A 21,881-nucleotide genomic window follows, 5' to 3' on the forward strand; every position below is an offset into this window, starting at 1 on the left:
GGGAGCACTTATTTCATCATCGCGCAAAACGTATCGGGATTGCCGTCAAGAATGACGCCGCTGGGCCAGCGGTGGCTGCGCTGCTGCGCGCGCAGCAAGGACGCGGCCAGGGCCGAGTCGCCATCGACGGCGTAGACGAAGACGGGCATGTTCAGGCTGGCGGCGTCGCCCAGCAGATTCGGATTGGCGTCCAGGCTGCGCGCATCCACGTGCACGCCGGTGGGCATGCCGATCTGCTGCTGCACGCGCTGCAGCCACGGCTTGTCCAGCTTGGGCGGGCGGGCATTTTTCGCGATATAGCGGCTGACCCGGTTGGCGCCGGCCGCCTGCGCATTGCGCGCGTCAAACACGAGCAAGCCCAGATAACCCTGCGGGTCGGCGCGGCGCGCGCACGCCAGGTTGTTCGGCACGCCCGACGTCAGGAACCAGTTGCCGTGCTTGATGTTCGTACGCAACTGCGCCACCAGGGTGGCGATCGGCGCGCACGACGAGACGACATCCTTGATTTCCGCATTCAGGGTTTTCGCCGGGAAAGCCGTGGCCAGGTCGGCGACGTCGCTGACGAACGGCGGCGTTTCCGGCGTGGCCACGCCACGGTTCTTCATGCTGGCGGCGCGCCAGTCGTCGGCCGTCATCTGCTTGACGGTGCGCGGCGATCCCGTGTCGACCACCCGGCCAGTCAACAGATCGTGGTGTACCACCCAGCTGCCGTCGCCCAGCAGCTGCAAATCCGTCTCGACGCCATCCCAGGTGCCGAAATACGTGTTGCGCAGCGCGCTCAGCGAGTTTTCCGGCGCATTGCCGGCGCCGCGGTGGGCGTGCACCTTCATGCCCAGGCAATCGGCCTGTACCAACGTGCAGAACGTGCTGAGCAGCAATGCCAGCGCAGCCGCCTTATTTTTGTTGCGCGTGATAGCCATAATGAATTCCCTGCAAAACGTGGATGCGGATCGCTTCGTTGACGGGGTAGCTGTAGCCCTGCCCCACCGCCACGACGTGCGTGATATTGGCCAGCAAGCCCTTGCCGGCGATTTGCCAGCGCGTGCTGTCGGGCTCGGGCTGGCGCGCCCAGTCCAGCATTTGCCCGAACAGCTCGCTGCGCGTGACGTTGTTGTCGAGAATGGACAGCATGCCCCAGCTGCCCGCAAAGGCCGTCGCCAGCACGCCCGTGGCGATCCAGGCGGAACGGCGGCTCAGCTGTCCATCGGCACCCGCCTGCTCGCCACGGCGCATGGCCAGCAGCAATAATACGACGGTGGCGACCAGGTACAGCAATTTGGAAAAGTGGCCGATGGCGCCCAGCAGCGAGAAGAACAGGGCCACGGGCGGCACGATGGCGGCGCGCGCCGCTTCCTTGCCTTCATGGAAGAACCTGCCACCCGCTTCAAAGTCGGTGCGGCTGGCGCGGTATTCCACCAGTTTTTCCGCCGTCTGGCGATCGAGGAACTGCTCGAACAGGCGCCCGAACTCGGCAGGACTGGCATACGCTGGCTGCACCGTGGCGCCTGCAGGCAGTTTCAACGCTTCGCGCAATTCCGCCTGCACGCCAGGGCGCGCGACAAAGGCGGCAAACGGCAAGCCCGGCGGGATGCGTTCGCCGCGCACGGTGACGCCCTTGCTGGCCGCCTCGGCTGTGTAGCGGCGCTTGACGGCGGCGCGGAAGCCCCGCTCATCGTCGGTACGCCAGTTGGCGGGCACGGGGACTTTCTTGCGCACATTATTGACGACGGCCGCCTGGCGCCGCATCGGCACGGAATGCGGCTGCCAGCCACGCCGCGACAGGCTGCTCACGTATTCCTGCCACGAGGATTGCTGCTTGGCACGCAAACCGGCATCGCTGTCGGGAATGATGCCCGCATACAGCTCCCACTTGCCGGCCAGCTCGCGCATGGCTTCCTGATATTTGTCATAGTAACCGGACGGGCCGCCCGCCACCTGGCGCACGTTGGCACGCACCAGCTGCTCCTTGGCCGGCCCCATGCGCTCGTCAAGATGCCGCACCGACACGGCCAGGAAGGGGAACAGGGCCAGGAAGGACTTGCCTTCCGGCTTGGCGAACAGGGTCGGATCGTCGACCAGGCCTTGCAGTTGCAGGCTGCCGCCTACCAGCGAGCGCTGCAGCAAGGTGGTGTTGAAGGCCATGCGGCGAAATTCCGCGTCGCGCGTGTTGACCAGCACATTCACCGTGGTCTTCAGCACGCCGAAGACCACGCCGGCCGTGACCAGGCAGCAAACGATGATTTTTACCCAGCCAGGGCCGCTGCCATTGTTCTTCAGCCGGCGGCGCCACATCAGTTGCAGCACCACCAGCGCGGCGGCGATGCCGGACAGGCTGCGGCCATAGAATTCCACCCCTTCCACGTCTTCCGGCTTGACGTTGCCGCCCACCACGTCGAGCAGGCGGGCATTGAAGCCCAGCTCGAAGCACAGGTAAATGATCGTCAGGACGATCAGGATCAGGGTCTGCCGGATTTGCAGACTGCGCAAACTCGCGGCCATCTTATTTCCTCAAATCGATGACGACGGGCTTGATCTCTTCAGCCTGGAAGATCATCGGCGCCGCCGGGGCAGCCGCTGCGGCACGCGGTGCAGGCAGGCTGATGGCCGCGGGCGCCGCCGCCCTGGCCGGGGTGTCCTGGCGGCGCGCCTTGGCGCTGGCGCGGCTGCCCGCTTTCGGCGCGGCGGCAGGTGCCGGGGCCGATGCCGGGGCCGGTGGCGCCGGGATCACGCGGCCGCTGTCGCTGCCGGGCATGGTGGCGATGGCGGGACCGGTGGCACGCAAGGCGTCATCGGCAAACGGCTGCGCGCGCGTATCGACGCCGGGCGGCACGGCCACGCTGGCGTTGAGCAGGCGGTTGTCCGTGTAGATCATGCGCGACAGGCGGTTGTAGTTGGGGAAATCGATATTCAGCGATTTGGCGTCCGCCGCCAGCTCCACCCGAGGGCGGTCCTTGCAATTGCCGACCGTCCACTGCAGCACGTCCGTGCCCTGGAAAGCCAGCACTTCATAGCGGTAGGCGCAGCCGCGCTCCTGGGTTTCCACGATCACGACGGTGCGCTCGCCCACGTTTTCCACGCGCGCCACGCGGGCCGTGATGGCCTTGTCCAGCGGCACGACGCGGAACGCCTGCGACAGCTTGATCGAATACTTGCCCTTCGGATCCTTGCGCAAGGTGCCTTCCGTGCCGTCGCGCAAGCGGAAGGTGGAAATCGGCGTGCCGAACAGTTCGGCCGTATCCAGGCCCACCAGCACGCCACCACGGCCATTCGGCGTCATGGCGCAGCCCGTCAACAGGACGCTGGCAGCCAGGCCCATAGCCAGTTTGCGCCAGTGCGCGGATGCAAAGTTCTTATACATTGTCATGCTCGATAACTTTCTCTTATTTCGGGGTCAGGGATTGATCACGGCCAGCGGATTGCCCGGGCCTGGCGGCGGCAAGACTTTCTGGCGGTCGCGCGACAGCAGGGTGAAGGCGCCCAGGGTGTCCGGCCCGGCGACGATTTCCAGCTGCTCGCGCTGCAGCCAGGTGCGGATTTCCGCCTCCGTGGCCTCGGCGCGGAACAGCACGCGCATGCGCACGCCCTTCTCGACGCCGCTGCCGCCGCCGCTGCGGAACTCCGCATTGCCGACCACGGCCGGGTCTTTCGGCAGGAACAGCCACGCCGATTGCACCACCATCACGCTGGCGGCCACGGCCGTGACGATCTTCAGCCAGCGGTTCGCATTGGCTGCCTGCACAGGCCTCGATATGGGTGCCGTCGTTTGGGATGCGGCCGCATCGGCCGAAGCGATCTGCAATTGCTGCAGCCCCTGGCGCAGCAATTGCCGGTACGCCACGCGGCCATCCTTGCCCAGCTCGCTAGACAGCGGCGTGCCCGTCAAGACGTAATCGTCGCCGGGCAAGGCCACGCGGGCGATCACACCCGGTGCCGCAGCTACCCCCGCCCCGTTCGCCCGGCCATGCGTTTCCAGCCAGCGCGCCGCCTGCAGGCGTTCCTGGCTGAACACGCCCAGGCAGGCGCCCAGGTCCGTCACGGCCAGGGTCACCGGCATGTCGCACAGCACCAGGCCGGCGCGCGGATCGGCGGGCGCGTCGCGCTCCTCGACCACCAGGCCGCAGGCATCCGCATACGCCGTATCGGGCGTGACGAGCCAGCCGCGCCAGCGCTGCCGCGTGCTGTCCCAGGCGTCGAGCAGCACGGCGCCGAAGCCGGGACGGCGCGCCAGCAAATGGATCTGTCCACCGGCGATGGGCCTTGCTGCCAGCGGTGCGGCGTCGCTGCGGCGCGCGAAGCGTTGCATCACGTGTTCCGGCACGGGAATGTCGCGCCAGTCGGGGGTATCGCCCGCCACGTCCTCATCCAGCACGTCGATGGAAGACGGTGGCGACGGCAGGCGCGCGGCAACGATGGCCAGTGTGGGCGTCAATGCAGTCATGCCGGTGGCCTTTCATCAGTATTCGGGTGGGTGGACACGGGGTCCATGTGCAGGGATAACGCAGCCACACATAAAATATCCAAAACTATTTGCGCCGCCTGCATGTCGCGCGCGGCCAAGGAGTCCCCCACGCGCAGCTTGAGCAGGCTCAAGACCCAGCTGCCCAGCAAGGTGGCGCGGTGGGCCGGCTCGACGATCTGGCGTCCCGCGCTGGCAGGATCGTCCTTCTGCCTGTGCACCAGGCCCAGCTTGCCGCCGTGGTAATGCGCGGAAGCGATCTGCTCGGCCAGTTCCTTGACGGGCATGCCGCCGCAACCGCAATGGCGCAGCAGCAAGATCAAGTCACGCGGCAAGGTGGTGATAAAACTGTCTGCCGCCTCGCGCACCTGCTGTGGCGTGAGCCGGTAATCGCGCAGCGCTTCCGCATAGGCGTCGGGTGCGCGCAGTTCGCAGCCTTCTTGCGCATCGGCATCCTCCTCGATGCGCTGCTTGCGCAGCTGGTCGATGATGAAGCGCTTGAAGTACAAAAACAGGGCGCCGACGTGGTGAGGCGCCGCGTCACTATCGCTGTGGAGGACTTTTTCAATGAAAAACTGGTGGCGCAAGTCGGCCAGTGAATCGCCCAGCGACGCCGCCTCGCGCGGGCGGCATGGCGTCAGCGCGGCGATGACGCGCTGGTAAAACTCGCCCAGTTCGCCTTGTGTCAGCTGCGGGCGGCGGGTCCAGAAAGCATGAATCCGTTCAAATTGTTCCGATTGCACAGCCGGTCCGATCGTGTGTTGGGGCGGCGCGCGCCACTGGCCGGGAGCGAGGCTGGCCGGTAAAGAGGAAATACGCTGGACAACAAGACAAACTTGTCAGTCAGGTAAAATGCATTTAAGCAATTTTCTCATACCGTACTGGAAATCGCTAACTTTTGTTACTCACACGACAATCCCCGAGACCCCGATGCATCGCCTGATTCCCCTGTTTTTGAGCCTCATCTTTTTACTCTGCGGTAATGTCGTGCAAGCGGCCGTGGGGACCGCCGCCAGCGGTTCCGGCAAGCGCATCGCCCTGGTGATCGGCAACGCTGCCTATCCGCAACCCTTGCTGAACCCCGTGAACGATGCACGCGCCATGGCCGAGCGCTTGCGCCGCCTGGGCTTTGAAGTGCTGTTGCGCACGGACATCAATGCGGCACAGCTGCAAAAGGCCTCGGCCGAGTTTTCCACGCAGGCACGCGGCGCCGATATCGCCCTCGTGTTTTACGCAGGCCACGGCGCGCAGGCGGGCGAAGCCAATTATGTGCTGCCGCTGGGCGCGAACATGAATGCGCTCAGTGCGGCCGCCATTGCCGCGCAGGGCGTGTCCGTTTCAAGCCTGGCGGGCGACTTGCAGCGCACGGGCGCGCGCGGCGCCGTGCTGATCCTTGACGCTTGCCGCCAGGAATATACGCGCGGCGGCGCCGTGGTGGTTCCCGGGGGCGGCAATGCGGCCAGCCATGGCTTTGCCGACACGCAAGCGCCACGCGGCGTGGTCATCGCCTATTCAGCCGGCCCCGGCGCCCTGGCGCGCGATTTCTGGTCGCCTGATTCTCGCAACAGTCCCTACACGAGCGCCCTGCTCGACGCGCTCGACGCACCGGGCTTGTCCATGGGCGACGTGTTTTCGCAGGTGGCGACACGGGTCGCCGCCATGACGCACGACGTGCAAAAGCCCCGCGTGTCGTTTGGCGAAACGTCGGCACGGCTGGTACTGAACATGGGCAGCGGCAAAGGCGTCAGCCCGCCGGCGCCGGGCGTACTGGCATCGGGCAACAACGGCATGCGGGCGCCTGCCCCGACGGTGGAGAGGCCTGCCGCACCCGGTGCCAAGGTGTGGCCAGGCAACGTGCTGCAAGACATCAACTATGAAATCCGCATGCAGATCGCGGCCCGTCCATTTCCCCGCCAGCAACTGGAAAAGCGCGCACGGGGCGGCGACCTGGTGGCGCTGACGGCCCTCGGCTATGGCATCGGCGGCGGCGATGCGGGTGTGAAACAGCCGAAGGCGGGCATGCAGTGGCTGGAAAAGGCCGCCGCGAAAGACTTTCCGATTGCCCAGACTTATCTGGCCGAATTGCTGATGGTCAAGGGTGACCCAGCCTCGCTGAAACGGGCCGGCGTGCTGCTGGACGCCGCCTCGCAGGCCGGCTACACGGCCGCGCACGCCTATAAATTCGACCTGGCACGGCGCACGGGCGCGCCGCCGCAGGATGCGGCCCGGCATTTGCAGGACGCCTTCATGGGCTTGATGAAGGATTACCAGGGCGCCGCCAAGGACCTGATGCAGCCGCCGAAAAAATAATTCAAAATAATTTTGGATTTCCCTGAACTGCCCCCGTTATCCGTGGGTACATGCAATACAGCATGACAGTGACCAGGGAAATCCCATGCAACCATCCAGCCCAGCAGCAATCACCACCGGCCAACGGGGCCGCATCCTCGCCTACCAACCGAGCGGACAAGGTTCCGTCAGCGTGGCCGGCATTCAACATGCCTTCGACGTGGCCACGCATTGGCGTTCTGACGTGGCGCCCGCCATCAATGCCGTCGTCGACGTGCGCTTCGATGACGCAGGCAGCCTCGCCACCGTCAGCGCCGTGGCAACGCAGCAACTGGCGCAGGAAGAGATGGCCGGCGCGGCCAAGCTGGCGCGCGACAAGGGCCAGCAGCTGTGGGGCCAGGCCGTGTCCGCCCTGGGCATCAAGGTACTGGCCAGCCTGGGCGTCTTGATCGCCGGCGCCTTTGTCTTCAACACCATCGGCATCCGCCTGTTCGCCTCCGTTTCGCGCACCTATTGGCAGCTGCTGGGCTTGTCCGCCGACAGCCTGGAAAGCTTTGCCCGCGATGGCGGCGGCGGTTTTACCTCAGCACAATTCTTCTTCCTGCTGGCCATTGCCGCCTGCTGCGCCACCATGGCCAGCAGCCACCCGAAAGCGGCACTGGGCAAGTGCGCGCCGCTGCTGTTCGTCGTCATCCACAGCAGCTTGCTGTTCATCAAGATCAAGAGCGCCGTCAGCGACGCGGGCAACGCCATGGGCGGCATCATGGGCAGCCGCGCAGCCCGCATGGCCGAGCAGATGGCCAGCGAAATGCTGGGGCAAGTGTGGCAAGGGCTCTCGTTCGGCATCGGCTTTTACCTGGTGCTGGCCGCCAGCATTGTCCTGGCCGCTTACGGTTATGGCGAATACAAACGCAAAACCGTCGGCTAAGTCACCTCTTACACCCCCATACTGAAGGAAATACCATGAACCGCACTTTCCCCGCCCTGCTCGCCATCACCCTGCTCCTGTCCGCCTGCGGCAAGAACGACACCGCCACACCAGCCGCCTCAGCCCCCGTCGCCGCGAATGTCGCGGACCTGGCCGCCAAGGCGCAGGTAAAAGCGGCCGCCGCTAGCCTGCCGCAAGCGGACGCCGCCACGCCAAGCGCCAGCTATGTCGACATCACCAGCGGCAACCAGTTGATGTACAGCTACATCGCCCTGTCCGGCGTGCCGCCCGACTATGCGGCCGTGGCGCAGCGCATCTCGCGCGAATATGCGGGCAGCAACGATGCCTTCCGCAAGCAGGAAGTGCTCGACGCCCTGAAACCGCAGATCGACGCCAAGGTCAGCGAAGCGAAAACCAGGCGCTACCTGCGCTACCAGATCAATGGCCAGGGCGCGCTGTCGCCGTACGCCATGGACAAGGCAGCCTTCCCCGCCAAGTTCGCCGAAGCGGGCACGTATTACTACATGTACGACAACGGCGACTACAAGCTGGCGTTCACGAATGGCGACGGTTATTCGCTGCTGAAGGTGGACCAGGATGCGGCGCGCAAGATCGAGGCGGCGCGCAGCGGCTACAAGGACTTCGCCATCGTCGTGTACGCCTACGCGCAGGAAGCGGACATGGCCAGCCATCAGGTCAAGGCGCAGATCGTCAAGGTGGCGATCAAGCTGAACGGAGAAGAAATTCCCGTCAGCCAGGCGCAGTAGAACGGGCTCGGTTACACTGTTCGCCACATTGCATCGGGATAGCGACATGGGCGAACAGACACTGGCGGAACAACATCTGGCAAACGGGCAACGGCTGCAGCAGGCGGGCAAGCTGATCGAGGCGATCAACGCCTACCAGGCCGCCCATAAACTGAACCCGGCCCTGGCCGAAGCACAGCATTTCCAGGGCCTGGCGATGCTGGAGCTGGGTCAGGGCGCCATCGGCCTGGGCCTGTTAAAACTGTCGCTCAAGCAACAGCCCGACAATGCCCTGTTCCACTACAACCTCGGTAATGTGCTGCGCGGCACGGACAACGAGGCGGCGCTGGCCAGCTACGCCACGGCGGCGCGGCTGGCGCCGCACGAACACGATTTCGCCATCAGCCATGCCGAATTGCTGATGGGCAAACAGCAGCTGGCGGACACCATCGCCGAGCTGGAACGGGCCCATGCCCTGCGTCCGCAGCGTTGGCAAACCCTGCAGGGACTGGCCGAGCTGTATTACCGCACGGGACAGCAGGAACTGGCGTTGGCCCGTTACGCGCAAGGCTTGGCGCTGCATCCGGCGCTGGCGCAAACGTGCTGCATCGGCTTTGCCAGCCCGCAAGCGGAACAGGCAGAGACATTGACGCCGCTCAATGTCGCGGACACCCTGCACGATTTTATCCGCGAAACAGATTTGCACATCCTCGACGATTTCCTGCCCGACCCGGCCGCCTGGCGCGCGCAGGCGCTGGCGTTGCCGTTCGAGCAGCAGCGCTATGCGGGACAAAACTATCCGGGCAGCCAGACGGCGGGCCAGCCCAGCCAGGCCATCATGGAGCGCATCGCCACGGCCCTGGGCCGCCCCATCCGTTTTATCTCGCCCGACAACGGGTCCTACCGCCTCAGCTATGCGGACGCGATGGCGCGCACGGATATCCACGTGGATAATGAGACGGGCAACAATTTCAATTTCTATGCGGGCGTACTGTATCTGAACCCGCCCGAGCAGTGCCAGGGTGGCACCACCTTCTGGCGCCACCAGCCCAGCGGCTGGTACCGGCGATTACCTGAGGCGGACGTGAAAGCGGGCGGCTATGCCAGCTTCAAGGATTTCCAGAAGCGCTGGCTGCCGAACAGTAAAGTGCAGAAATTCAACGACTTGCAGGAACAGCGCGACAGTTGGCAAGCCCTGCTGGAAGTGCCCATGCGTCACAACCGCCTGATCGTGTACAAGGGCCATTACTTTCACTCGATCAGCAATGTGTTTGGCGACACGCCGGAAAATGGGCGACTGGTGCAGCTGTTTTTCTTTGAGGTGCCCGATTAAGCATGCTGCGCGGGTATTGTCGGATTACGCCCTGCGGGCTAATCCGACCTACCTGTCTTTTTTGAAGTGCCCGATTAATTGGCGGTAAAAATCCCCGAAGTTGGTGACGGCGCCGAAGAAAATGTTCAGGGCCAGGCGCCGTGCCGCAGGCAGTACGAATGTACGACAAGGCACGGCAACAACGCCATGGACGTTTTATTGGGTGATCGTCAATACATGTCCGCGGCGGTCGCCCGTACAGCTTTGAGCAGCATATCCGCCCCCGGCGACAGCAAATGATCCTGCTGGCGGATGATGCCGAACGCATCCATCTTGCACGGCAATTCGATGGGCAAAATGCTCAGCACGTTCAACGATTCATAGTAGTGCGCCACTTCCGTCGGCATCACGTGCAGCGAGTCCGTTTGCTGCAGCAAGGACGTGATCAACAGCAAAGCCGTCGTGTCGACCACGTCGACAGGCGGCTCCTGCCCCGCGCGGCGGAACATCATGTCGAAGCGGTGGCGCAGGATGCTGCCTTGCGGCGGCAAGATCCACGGCTGGCCCGCCAGGTCTTTCAATTGCAGATTCTTGCGCGACAGCAGTGGATGGCCATTGCGCGCCACGGCGCTGGCCGGCTCTTCCGTCAATTCCTCGTAGATCAGGCCGGCGCTGCTTTCCTTTTCCAGGATGCGCCCGATCATGAAATCCAGGGTGCCGTGCTGCAGCATGTCCATCAGGGTATTGCTGTGCTCAAGGTGCACGCCGATGCGCATCAGCGGCGCCTGCTGCTTGATGCGGGCGATCGCGCGCGGCAGCAAGGCCATGGCCGGCGTCATGATGACGCCCACTTCCACCTGGCCCGTCAAGCCCGATTTCAGGGCGACGATGTCGTCATGCGCCAGCGACAGGCTCGTCAGGGCCATGCGCGCGTGGCGTATCATCGTCTCGCCGTAGATGGTCGGCTCCATGCCGCGCGGCAACCTGTCGAACAGGCGCACGTCCAGCATCTCTTCCAGGTCCTTGATTTGCTTGGACGCCGCCGGCTGCGTCATGTGCAATTCTTCCGCCGCGCGGTGGATGTTGCGCTGCTCGTCAAGGGCGATCAACAGCAGCAATTGCCGCGTCTTCAGGCGGGCTCGCAAGAACCAGTTGGGGTTGAGGGTATCCATGAATAAATCATATCATGATCGATATCGGTTCTAACTCAATATCGATGTTATAGATATCGGTGTGTCTCCTTTTTGTGCGTAGTCAACGAGCGTTCAAGATGCCTTGCAGGCGGCGCTGGGATTGGCGGCCGGGCCAGCCGTCTGCTGGATGAATTCAATGGTGCCATCGGGCTTGTATTTCAGCTCCTCAACTGCCACGGAACGCCGGTATTCTCCGCCGCCGGGCAACTTGTCGTTGTGATAGAAGATGTAGGACTTGCCGTTGAATTCGATGATGGCCTGGTGAATGGTTTTCACGACGGCATTCTTGTCCATGATGGTGCCGCGGAAATGCCATGGCCCTGTCGGCGTCGGCCCCGTCGAGTACGCCGTTTCCTCGGGGAAGTTGCGCGAGTACGACAAATAATACGTGCCCGCATGCTTGTGCATGTAAGCCGCTTCCGTGAACGCATCCATGCCGAAGGTCAGGATCGGGCCGTCCAGCTCCGTCATGTTGGCTTTCAGCTTGGCGTATTTCAAGACCGTGTTGCCCCAGTAAATATAGGCCTGGCCATCCGTGTCGATGAAGACGGCCGGATCGATGTCGTCCCAGGGAATGGCCGTCTGCTTCGTCATGTCGTTCGTGATCAGGGCGCTGCCGCGCGCGTCGACGAACGGCCCGGTCGGGCTGTCGGACACGGCCACGCCGATGGCCTTGCCGGCGATGGTCCTGTGGTCGACGGTCGAATAAAAATAGTATTTGTTGCCGCGCTTGACGATGTCGCCGGCCCAGGCATCCTTGCCGGCCCACGCGAAGGTCGAGTAACGCACGGGCGAGCCGTGATCCGTCCAGTTCGCCATGTCGCACGAGGAATACACGCGCCACTCGTTCATGCGGTAATCCGTATCCGTGGCGCTCGCTTCATCGTGGCCGACGTACAGGTACACCCTGCCATTGTCGACCAGCGCGGCCGGGTCGCCCGTGTAGATATTTTTCACGATGGGGTTGGCCGCCTGCACGCCGAATGGGGCGCAGGCGAGCGCCGCCGCCATGCCGATGGCTGCGGCAAGTGTGTGTTGCTTGAACATCAGATTAACTCCCGTTGGTATTTTTCTGGCCCATGGCCATCAGTCTTTGCACGACGCAAAAGACAAACAGCAGGCCGCCGATGACGATCTTGGTCCACCACGAGCTGAGCGTGCCGTCGAAGGCGATCAGGGTCTGGATGGTGCCCAGCACGAGCACGCCCGACAACGCGCCCGCCACGTAGCCATAGCCGCCGCTGAGCAGGGTGCCGCCGATGACAACGGCGGCAATCGCATCCAGTTCCGTGCCTTGCGCATGCAAGCCATAGCCGGACAGCATGTAGAACGAAAACAGCACGCCGCCGAGCGAGGCGCAAAAACCGCTGAAGGCATAGATCAGCACCTTGGTGCGGCCGACAGGCAGCCCCATCATCAAGGCCGATTGTTCATTGCCGCCGATCGCATACACGGCGCGGCCGAACGGCGTGGCGTGCGCCAGCCAGATGGCCAGCAGCAAAGTGACCACGGCGATCACCACGCCCGGCGAGACAAAACCACCAAGAAATTGCAACTGCGTCTGCGACATGGCGACGAACAGCGGATCATCGATGGTGATGGAATTGATGCTGATCAAGTAGCACAGCCCGCGCGCCAGAAACATGCCGGCCAGGGTGACGATGAAGGGCTGCAATTTGAAATAATGGATCAGCGCGCCCATGCTGGCGCCAAATACGGTGCCCAGCGCCAGCACGGTGGCGATCACCAGCAGCGGCGGCCAGTGCGCCACGTTGAGCAGCCAGGCGGCGATCATGGTCGACAAGGCCAGCACGGAACCGACGGACAGATCGATGCCGCCGGACACGATGACGAAGGTCATGCCAACGGCGATGACGAGCAAAAAGGCGTTATCTATCAATAAGTTAAAAATGACCTGCGTCGACAGCAGGCCCGGGTAGGCGGCGCCGCCCAGGCCCAGCATCACCACCAGCAGCAAGACCGTGACGAGCGAGGTGAAATACGGGGTGTGCAGCAAACCCTTCATGCTTTTCTCCGATGCAGCAATTGCTTGAATTCCGACGATTGCGACAGGCAGACGAGGAAGACGACGACCGACTTGACGACCATGTTGACTTCCGGCGGCACGCCCAGCGAATAGATGGTGTAGGTCAGGGTCTGGATGATGAGCGCGCCGATCATGCTGCCGACTAAGCTGAACTTGCCGCCAGCCAGCGAGGTGCCGCCCAGGGTGACGGCCAGGATGGCGTCCAGTTCCAGCATCAAGCCCGCGTTGTTCGCGTCGGCACTCTTGATGTTCGAGCTGATCATCAGCCCCGACAAGCCCGCGCAGGCCGCGCAAAAGACGTAGACGAAGAAGATCAGGGTCGCCGTCTTGATGCCGGCCAGGCGCGCGGCGACGGGGTTGATGCCGACGGCCTGGATGAACAGGCCCAGGGCGGTCTTGCGCATCAGCACGGCCGTGATGAGGAACACGGCAGCGACGAGAAACAGGGAAAACGGCAAGCCGAACAGGTAACCGCTGCCGATGAAAAAGAAGGGCTGGTAGTAGACGGTGACGATCTGCCCATCCGTGAGCAATTGCGCCAGGCCGCGCCCGGCCACCATCAGGATCAGGGTGGCGACGATGGGCTGCAAGCCCAGGCCCGCCACCAGCACGCCATTCCAGGCGCCGCACAGCAAGGCCGCGCCCAGGGCGGCGGCCAGGGCCCAGCCCATGGGAATGTTGCTCACATACGTAGCAACGCCGTTCTCCATCACCATGGTGCCGCCGATCAGCATGGCGGCCACGGTGCCGGACAGGGCCACGACGGCGCCCACGGAAATATCGATGCCGCGCGTGGCGATCACCAGGGTCATGCCCAAGGCCGCCAGCATCAGCGGCGCGGCGCGGTTGACGATGTCGATCACGCTGCCGTACAGGTGGCCGTCGCGAATTTCCAGATGAAAAAAGCCAGGGATGGCGAAGAAATCGACCAGCAGCAGCAAGAACAGCGCGGCCAGGGGCCGGCTCAGGGGGTGATGCAAGACACTGTGCAACATGGAAGCATTCGTAAGGGAAGCCGCACGCGCCAGTGGCGCGCTCGATGGCGTGGATAAACTCATGTGGCGTCTCCGGCGATCACTTGCAGCACGGAACTGTCGTCCAGCTCGCCGCGCGCATAGTCGCCGCAGGCCTTGCGGTCGCGCATGACGACGATGCGGTCGCTGCAGCGCAGCACTTCCGGCAGTTCGGACGAGATGAACAGGATGGCCATGCCCTTGCGGCACAGTTTGGCCACATAGCTCATGATTTCCTGCTTGGCGCGCACGTCGATGCCGCGCGTCGGTTCATCGAGGATCAGCATGGCGGGTGACGTCACCAGCCAGCGCGCCAGCAAGGCTTTCTGCTGATTGCCGCCCGACAGGCTGCCGATGGGGGTTTCGATGCTGGCCGTCTTGATGCCGAGCGCTTTCACATATTCGTCGGCCAGCGCCTGCTGGCGTTTGAACGGAATGGCGCGCAGCAAGCCCGTGCGGGCCTGCAAGGCCAGGATGATGTTTTCGCGCACGGACAGCGACAAAATCGCGCCCTCATGCTTGCGGTCTTCCGAGCAAAAGCCGATGTCCCGGGCAATCGCATCGCGCGGCACGCTGAAGTGGCGCGGCTGGCCCTGCATGGTGATCGTGCCGGAATCGGCCTTGTCGGCGCCAAACAGCAGGCGCGCCAGTTCCGTGCGGCCCGAACCGAGCAAGCCGGCCAGGCCCAGCAATTCACCCTGGCGGATGTGGAAATCCATGGGCAGCAAGGCGCCCTTGCGGCCCAGTCCCTGCGCTTCGAGCACGGTCGGACCAAAGCTGGCGGCGCTCGCGTCTTGCGCCAGATCAAGCTCTTGCGCCACGGTGTCGGCCGCCACGCCGATCATCTTGTTCACCAGCGCCAAGCGCGACAGCTCACTGCACGCGTACTCTCCCTCGCGCTCGCCATTGCGCATGACAGTGATGCGGTCGGAAATGGCATACGTCTGGTCGAGGAAATGGGTGACGAACAGAATCGCCATGCCCTGCTCGCGCAGGCGGCGCAGCACGGAAAACAGCAGATTGACTTCCGCCTCGTCCAGGCTGGACGTGGGTTCATCGAGGATCAGCACGCGGGCCGAAATGTTCAGCGCGCGCGAAATGGCCACCATTTGCTGGATGGCCAGCGGAAAGCTGGACAGTTGCGCCGTGACATCGATATCGATCTGCAATTGCTGCAGCAAGGCACGCGCCTGTTGCTGCATGCCACGCCAGTCGATAGCGCCAAAGCGGCGCGGATAGCGGCCGATAAAGATATTTTCCGCCACCGACAGGTTCGGGCACAGATTGACTTCCTGGTACACGGTGCTGATGCCCAGTCCCTGGGCATCCGAGGTGGACGCGGGCGCAATGGGCTTGCCATCGAGCAAAATCTGGCCGCTGTCGGGCGTGTAGACGCCCGTCAGCACCTTGATCAGGGTCGATTTCCCGGCACCATTCTGTCCCATCAAGGTGTGCACTTCACCCGGATACAGGCGCAGGGCTACGTCGCTGAGGGCTTTGACGCCTGGAAAGGACTTGCTGATGCCGCGCAACTCCAGCAAGGGAGCTGGCGCGGCATTGTGTTTCACTTGCGTCTTCATCATGCGGCAAGCTTAGTACTTACGGTTCGGGAATTCCTTGGCGGCCACCTCGGCAGGGAACACGCCTTCCACCGTCGTGATACGCGCTGGCACGGGCTTGCCGGCCACCACATCGCGGGCGATGGACATCAGTTGCGGGCCCAGCAGCGGGCTGCATTCGACGGTCACGTTCAGCTTGCCGGCGATCATGGCCTCGAACGCGCCTTTGACGCCATCGATCGAGATGATGATGATGTCCTTGCCCGGTTTCATGCCCGCTTCTTCGATGGCCTGGATGGCGCCGATGGCCATGTCGTCATTGTGCGCGTACAGCACGTTGATCTTCTTGCCTTCGGCCTTGAGGAAGGCTTCCATCACTTCCTTGCCCTTGGCGCGCGTAAAGTCGCCCGTTTGCGAACGGATGATCTTCATCTTCGGATTCTTGCCCACCACTTCCAGGAAGCCCGCCTTGCGGTCGATGGCCGGGGCGGAGCCCACCGTGCCCTGCAGCTCGACGATGTTCAGGGTGGCATCCGGGGTCTTCTTGGCATGCTCGAGCAGCCATTGGCCGGCGCGGCGGCCCTCTTCCACGAAGTCGGAACCGATGAAGGTCACGTACAGCGATTTGTCGGCCACGTTGACGGCGCGGTCCGTCAGGATGACGGGAATCTTGGCAGCCTTGGCTTCGCGCAAGACAGTATCCCAGCCCGATTCAACGACCGGCGAGAAGGCGATGACGTCGACCTTTTGCGCGATGAACGAACGCAGCGCCTTGACCTGGTTTTCCTGCTTTTGCTGGGCATCGGCAAATTTCAGGGTGACGCCATCTTTCTTGGCGGCATCCTTGATGGAGACGGTATTGGCGGTGCGCCATTCGCTTTCGGCGCCCACCTGCGAAAAGCCCATGACGAGGGGCTTGGCGGCGAAAGCGGAAGAAGTAGCGGACAGTGCGAGCAGCATGGCGCTGGCGAGGAGTGTGCGGCGTGTCAATTTCATTCTTGTCTCCAGTTTTTTTTGGAATACCATCACAGCCGGATGCCGGATGGGCGGTTTTTTATGAACCCATGGTAGGAGAAAGCAACATAGCCATCCAATCAATTCTTTTTCGCTTGCGATACCGATTTACGTATCGGTATCGCCAGCAGAGTCCCTCTTCCCTCAGCGCAGCAGGCGCAGTCCGTACAGGCCGCCCGCCACGGAATCCTTGCCAGCGACAAATTTCACGCGCAATTTACCCTTGGCGGCCGCTACCAAGGCCGCAGGCACGGCAATATCGACCGTATGCAGCTCTTGCGGCGCATCGGCCGCCACGGCGATCGTCTCGACCTTGATGCCGTTGATCAGGACGTCAAAGACGCGGCCCGCATCCAGGGTGGACAGGGTCAGGCGCAATCGCTTCGCTTCGGCTTGCGGGTCGCTCAGTTCATAGCTGAACCAGCCTGTCGCATGGCGCCAGTGCCGGCCCTTGTTGACGCCGTTTTCTCCCCCTTCCGCCTGGAAGCCGTGGTCGGACTCCGGCTGTTGCTGCCCGGGCGCCACCTGGTCGATGGTTTGCGCATCGAGCGCCAAGCGCTGCGCTTCCGCTTGCCGGGTGCTTTCCTGCAGCTGCGCCATCCTGGCCGGCGTGGACACGGGCCAGTACAGCATGTAGCGAGAGTCATGCAGGCGGAAGAACGGGATCAGTTTTATCTTCGCCGCATCCTTGCCCTGGATCAACCCGGGCGCCGTAAACGTCAGCGGCTGGCCCTTCACGGGGCGGATTCTCCGCATGAAATCCTTCTCATCGCTGACGAACAGGGGCGACGATTCCAACGGGCACACTTGCCCCTGGGCGATATGGCCCATGCGCGAGTCGTCGGCAAAGTAATTCAGGGCTTCATTGGCGAACGGCTGCGTCCTGGCGGCCAGCACAATGGGGCCATGCAGCACGGCATAGTAATTCGACTGGTCCGGCATCTGTTCCAGGCGCGTGGTCATCGGCAGGGTCACGTCGACGGTGTCGCCGGACTTCCAGGCCCGCGTGATGGTCACGTACTCGCCCGGTGCGCCGTTCACGCGCATGGCCTTGCCGTTGAGTTTGACGCGCAGCTTGCCTTTGGCTACCCACTGCGGGTAGCGGATCTTCATGCTGAAGGTTTTACTGCCCTGCACGGTAATGCGCGTCGTGTCCTGGTCCGGAAACTGCGTGCTCTGGATAATCTTCACGCCCTGCTCTTTCCAGTCCAGGGTGGACGCCATGAACAGGTTCACGTACAGGGCGTCGCCTTCATGCGCGTAGATGAACTCGCCATACTTGGCCTGGCTTTCGATGCCGGATCCCACGCAGCACCACATGCCCTTGTCCACTTGCGAATACACGCGGTAGTGGTTCGGGCGCATGGGCGTGAAATACACGAAGCCGCCCGTGCCCGGGCGCTGCGACGACAAGATATGGTTGTACAGGGCGCGCTCGTAGTAATCCGCGTAGCGCACCTGCTCATCGCGGCGGAACAGCTGCTCCGTGAGCTTGAGCATATTGTAGGTATTGCACGTTTCCGGCCCTTCGACCTCTTCCACCATAGCGGAAAAGTCGTGCTCGTCGTGGAAATGCTCCTTGACGCTATTGCCGCCGATGGCCACCGTGCGCTTGTCGTGTACGGTTTGCCAAAAGAATGTCGCCGCCTGCTGCCAGTCGCGCCGGCCTGTCAGCGCGCCGATACGCTCGAAGCCGATCACCTTCGGGATCTGCGTATTCGCATGCAAACCCGTCAGCTTGTCCTGCTGCGCCGCCAGCGGCTGCAAGAGCGCCTGGTGCGAAAAGCGCACGGCCAGGTCCATGTAGCGCTGCTCGCCCGTCATCGCGTAGACGTCGGCCAGTACTTCGTTCATGCCGCCATGTTCGGCGCGCAGCATCGCTTGCATCTGTGCATCGGTAAGCGAGGACGACAGATCCACGGCCCAGTCCGACAAGGCGATCAGCATGGTTTTCGCTTCAAGATGGCCGGCGTGCTGGTAGGCGTCGCGCAAGCCGGCGAACACCTTATGCAGGTTGTACCACGGCACCCATTTACCATTGACGGAGAAGGTGTCGGCCTGCAATTTTCCCTTGGCGATGGCTTGCCAGGCGGCATTGCCGTCGGGAATGCCGCCCAGATAGCCGTTGCCATTGGCATCCTGGCATTTCTTCAACTCCACCAGCATGTAGTCGAGGCGTTCGCGCGCCTGTGCGTCGCTCGTCGATGCCACCATCAGCGCCAGCGCGGACAGGTAATGCCCGCCCATGTGGCCGTCCAGCCCAGTCGATTCCCAGTTGCCATAGCTGGACTGCGGCTGCGGCAAGCCCGCCTCGCGGCGAAACGGCGCCAGCAACTTGTCCGGATCGAACGCCAGCAGATAGTGCAAGTCCGTCGTCTGCGCATCGAGAAACGGCCCCGCTTTCAAGCGCACGGACGAGAGGGGAAACAGTTCGGCTGCCTGCGCCGCAGGCGCGAGCAGGCCGCCAGCGGCCAGCGCCAGCGTCAACAAGGTCTTTTGCATGGGCGCCCTCAGGGTTTGGCGGCCGGCAGTTGGCGGCTTTGATAGCGGTTCAAGTCGCGCGCATCGACCTGCGGCCAGCCATCCTTGTCCCACGTCATGGGCAGGATCTTGAGCTTCTGCAAATAATTGTCCGCCGTTTCGTAGGCGTGCAGCACCAGGTAATCCTTGCCATCGAAGGTGTAGGCGCTGTTGTGGCCCAGACCCTTCCAGTCCTTGTCGCCTTGCAGCAGCACCGTGCCGCCGCCCTGCGCCATGTCGCGGCCATCCCTGTCCAGGTAGGGACCCGTCACGCTAGTCGAGCGGCCCACGGCCAGGTGGTAGGTACTTTTTTCCTTCTGGCAGCACAAGCCCCAGGACACAAAGAGAAAATAATCGCTGCCGCGCTGGAAGATGAACGGCGCTTCGATTTCCTCCGGTGCGGGCTTGAATTCACCGGCCCTTGGCGGCAAGGGCACGCGTCGCGCCAGGGAATGCCACTCTTGCGGTTCCGCAATACGGGTCCAGTCGGGCGTCAGTTTCACCAGCTTGATGCCATTCCAGAACGAGCCGAACGACATCCATGGCGTGCCCTTGGCATCGGTGATGATGTTCGAGTCGATGGCGTTCCACTCGTCGCGCTCAGGCACGGATTGCAGCAGCATGCCCTGGTCCACCCAGCGGTAGTCGGGCGAACGGGGATTCAAGGTGGTGTTGACGGTCACGCCAATGCCGGACGTGTTCTTGCCGAAGCCGGACACGGAGTAATACAAGTAATATTTTCCGTCATGGAATTGTACGTCGGGCGCCCAGATATGGTCGTCAAAACCGGGAGCGGCTGTTTTTGCCCATGTGGGCTGGCCCGCGAAGACGCGCCCTTCGGGCTGCCAGTCGACCATGTTTTTCGAACTGTAAAAGGTGATGCCGGGACCCGTGCTGTACAGATAATACGTGTCGCCTTCCCTGGCCATCACGGGGTCGTGCACGCTGACCTGGGCCGCGTGCGCGGCAGCCATGATCGCCAGGGTGCCCAGGATGGCAGCCATGCCGCGGGTCAATGTATGCATCGTCTACTCCGATATGAATGGGCCGGCCCATCATGCGGGCCGGCCGGATGAATGACAAGGGGTGAAGACTATTCGACAGCCACCACCACGACGGCCTTGGCGGGCACCGACACGGTCAGCTTGCCACCTTGCGCCTTGGCATTGAACGCCACCGGTTGTACGGCTTGCGGTTGCGCAAAGCTGTTGACGGCATCCATCTTGCCTGCGGTCAGCACGCGGCCCGTCACGCTGCTCACTTGCTTGCCGGCCAGCGCCACGCTCACATCGACAGCCTTGTGCGGGTTGGTATTCACCAAGGACAAGTACACCTTGCCATCCTTGGCGCGCGCGGCCGAGGCGCTGACTTCAGGAATGCTGACCTTGCCCAGGCTGTACTTGCCATTGCCATTGATGGCGACCGGTAACGATGTGGCATCCTGGAACGGCACGTACATTTCAAACGCGTGATACGTGGGCGTGAGGAAATATTTATCCTTGTCGGTGATGATCATCGCCTGCAGCACGTTGACCATTTGCGCGATATTCGTCATGCGCACGCGGTCCGCATGGGCGTGGAAAATATTGAAGTTCAGGGCGGCGACGAGTGCATCGCGCAAGCTGTTTTGCTGGAACAAGAAACCCGTGTTGGTGCCCGGCTCCACGTCGTACCAGGTGCCCCATTCATCGACGTACAAGCCCGTCTTTTTCGATGGATCGTTCTTGTCGATGGCGGCGATATTGTTCTTGATCAAGCTATCGATGCGCAGGGTACGGCTCAGGGTGGAAATCCACTCATTTTCGCCAAAGCCCGTGGCGGCGCCCTTCTTTTCCCACACGCCGGTCGGCACCGTGTAGTAGTGGAAACTGATGGCGTCCATCATGTTCGGCTTGATTTCGCGGCTCAGGGTGCTGGACCAGCTGATGTCGTCGTCATTGCCGCCGCTGGCGATGAATTTCGGGCGCGCGCTTTCCGGCGTCTTCATGAAGGTGTGATAGTGCTTGTACAGGTCGGCGTAGTACTGCGGGCGCATATTGCCACCGCAACCCCAGGCTTCATTGCCGATGCCAAAGTAATCGACTTTATACGGCTGGGCGCGGCCATTCTTGCGGCGCAGCTCGGCCAGGGTGGACTTGCTGTCCGACGTCATGTATTCGAGCCATTCGGACATTTCCTGCGGCGTGCCGGAACCGAGGTTGCCGTTGATATAGGTTTGCGCGCCCAGCAGCTCGGCCAGGTCGAAGAATTCGTGCGTACCGACGGCGTTCGACTCTTCCACGCCGCCCCAGTTGGTGTTGACCTTGGTCGGTCGCTGGGCGCGCGCGCCGATGCCATCCTTCCAGTGATATTCATCGGCAAAGCAGCCGCCCGGCCAGCGGACCAGGGGCACGTGCAACTGCTTCAGTGCGCCCAGCACGTCATTGCGCCAGCCCTTGGTGTTCGGAATGGGCGAGTCCGGCCCCACCCACATGCCTTCGTAGATACCGGTACCCAGGTGCTCGGCGAACTGACCGTACACATTCTTGTTGATCACGGGACCGGGCTTGGCCACGTCGATGGTGACGCTGACGGGCGCGGCAAAGGCGCTGCCGGCGACCAGGCTCAAGGCCGCGATGCTGGTGTTGATGAATTTCATGCTGTCTCCTGTTTTTAAGTGAAAAGCAAGGGCCGGAATCAAGCCGGCAATGGATGTGGCGATGCCTCTCCTGCCGCAGGGTTGGGGCGGCAAGAGCGGTATTTCAAAGGAGGGGGATGGCTGCGGGCAAACCCGCGGCCGACAAAACGCCCAGGGCTAGGCGCCT

General features: G+C 62.9%; 18 protein-coding genes. 4 read left to right on the top strand and 14 right to left on the bottom strand.

Annotated features, from left to right (window positions below; translation table 11 throughout):
- Positions 1-8: 8 nt before the first annotated feature.
- Genes CSQ92_RS22665 through CSQ92_RS22685 form a run of 5 tightly spaced genes read right to left on the bottom strand, consistent with a single transcriptional unit; the run spans position 9 to position 5,199 of the window.
- Entirely contained in the window at positions 9-920 is a 912-nt protein-coding gene (locus CSQ92_RS22665) for a glycerophosphodiester phosphodiesterase (protein ID WP_099395462.1), read from the bottom strand.
- The gene (locus CSQ92_RS22670; RefSeq protein WP_257219324.1) at positions 895-2,499 is read right to left on the bottom strand and encodes a hypothetical protein; all 1,605 of its coding nucleotides are present in this window, start codon (positions 2,497-2,499) and stop codon (positions 895-897) included. The genes CSQ92_RS22665 and CSQ92_RS22670 overlap by 26 nt, the downstream gene beginning before the upstream one ends.
- 1 nt (position 2,500) lies before the next feature.
- Complete coding sequence (locus CSQ92_RS22675) at positions 2,501-3,364, bottom strand: hypothetical protein (protein ID WP_180277094.1); 864 nt, start codon at positions 3,362-3,364, stop codon at positions 2,501-2,503.
- 27 nt (positions 3,365-3,391) lie between these two features.
- Complete coding sequence (locus tag CSQ92_RS22680) at positions 3,392-4,438, bottom strand: hypothetical protein (RefSeq protein ID WP_099395464.1); 1,047 nt, start codon at positions 4,436-4,438, stop codon at positions 3,392-3,394.
- Entirely contained in the window at positions 4,435-5,199 is a 765-nt protein-coding gene (locus CSQ92_RS22685; RefSeq protein WP_099395465.1) for a hypothetical protein, read from the bottom strand. The genes CSQ92_RS22680 and CSQ92_RS22685 overlap by 4 nt, the downstream gene beginning before the upstream one ends.
- Positions 5,200-5,386: 187 nt before the next feature.
- Here CSQ92_RS22685 and CSQ92_RS22690 point away from each other — a divergent pair, with 187 nt between their 5' ends.
- The 4 genes from CSQ92_RS22690 (at position 5,387) to CSQ92_RS22705 (ending at position 9,752) form a co-directional block, all read left to right on the top strand.
- Entirely contained in the window at positions 5,387-6,766 is a 1,380-nt protein-coding gene (locus CSQ92_RS22690) for a caspase family protein (protein ID WP_180277095.1), read from the top strand.
- Between the two features lie 85 nt (positions 6,767-6,851).
- On the top strand, positions 6,852-7,673 hold the full coding sequence (locus CSQ92_RS22695) for a hypothetical protein (protein WP_099395467.1): 822 nt from the start codon (positions 6,852-6,854) through the stop codon (positions 7,671-7,673).
- 35 nt (positions 7,674-7,708) lie between these two features.
- Positions 7,709-8,440: a hypothetical protein gene (locus tag CSQ92_RS22700; protein WP_099395468.1), complete on the top strand. Its 732-nt coding sequence runs from the start codon at positions 7,709-7,711 to the stop codon at positions 8,438-8,440.
- A gap of 46 nt (positions 8,441-8,486) precedes the next feature.
- Entirely contained in the window at positions 8,487-9,752 is a 1,266-nt protein-coding gene (locus tag CSQ92_RS22705) for a DUF6445 family protein (protein ID WP_034783677.1), read from the top strand.
- A gap of 209 nt (positions 9,753-9,961) precedes the next feature.
- Here CSQ92_RS22705 and CSQ92_RS22710 read toward each other — a convergent pair whose 3' ends face one another.
- The 9 genes from CSQ92_RS22710 to CSQ92_RS22750 form a co-directional block, all read right to left on the bottom strand.
- A complete protein-coding gene (locus CSQ92_RS22710) occupies positions 9,962-10,903 on the bottom strand; it encodes a LysR family transcriptional regulator (protein WP_034752932.1) in 942 nt (313 codons plus the stop codon).
- A gap of 93 nt (positions 10,904-10,996) precedes the next feature.
- The gene (locus tag CSQ92_RS22715) at positions 10,997-11,971 is read right to left on the bottom strand and encodes a glycoside hydrolase family 43 protein (protein WP_099395469.1); all 975 of its coding nucleotides are present in this window, start codon (positions 11,969-11,971) and stop codon (positions 10,997-10,999) included.
- Between the two features lie 4 nt (positions 11,972-11,975).
- On the bottom strand, positions 11,976-12,950 hold the full coding sequence (gene yjfF / locus CSQ92_RS22720; RefSeq protein ID WP_034783682.1) for a galactofuranose ABC transporter, permease protein YjfF: 975 nt from the start codon (positions 12,948-12,950) through the stop codon (positions 11,976-11,978).
- A complete protein-coding gene (locus CSQ92_RS22725; protein WP_034783684.1) occupies positions 12,947-14,029 on the bottom strand; it encodes an ABC transporter permease in 1,083 nt (360 codons plus the stop codon). Before CSQ92_RS22725 ends, yjfF begins: the two co-directional genes overlap by 4 nt.
- Positions 14,026-15,567, bottom strand: coding sequence for a sugar ABC transporter ATP-binding protein (locus CSQ92_RS22730; RefSeq protein WP_052140231.1), 1,542 nt, complete (start codon positions 15,565-15,567; stop codon positions 14,026-14,028). Before CSQ92_RS22730 ends, CSQ92_RS22725 begins: the two co-directional genes overlap by 4 nt.
- 9 nt (positions 15,568-15,576) lie before the next feature.
- Complete coding sequence (locus CSQ92_RS22735) at positions 15,577-16,539, bottom strand: ABC transporter substrate-binding protein (protein ID WP_034783686.1); 963 nt, start codon at positions 16,537-16,539, stop codon at positions 15,577-15,579.
- Between the two features lie 162 nt (positions 16,540-16,701).
- Complete coding sequence (locus CSQ92_RS22740; protein ID WP_099395470.1) at positions 16,702-19,059, bottom strand: glycoside hydrolase family 127 protein; 2,358 nt, start codon at positions 19,057-19,059, stop codon at positions 16,702-16,704.
- A gap of 8 nt (positions 19,060-19,067) precedes the next feature.
- On the bottom strand, positions 19,068-20,102 hold the full coding sequence (locus tag CSQ92_RS22745) for an arabinan endo-1,5-alpha-L-arabinosidase (protein ID WP_257219326.1): 1,035 nt from the start codon (positions 20,100-20,102) through the stop codon (positions 19,068-19,070).
- Positions 20,103-20,170: 68 nt separating this feature from the next.
- Positions 20,171-21,715, bottom strand: coding sequence for an alpha-N-arabinofuranosidase (locus CSQ92_RS22750; protein WP_099395471.1), 1,545 nt, complete (start codon positions 21,713-21,715; stop codon positions 20,171-20,173).
- Positions 21,716-21,881 lie beyond the last annotated feature (166 nt).

It is taken from the genome of Janthinobacterium sp. BJB446 (assembly GCF_002735655.1).
Taxonomy (GTDB): Bacteria; Pseudomonadota; Gammaproteobacteria; order Burkholderiales; family Burkholderiaceae_D; genus Janthinobacterium; species Janthinobacterium lividum.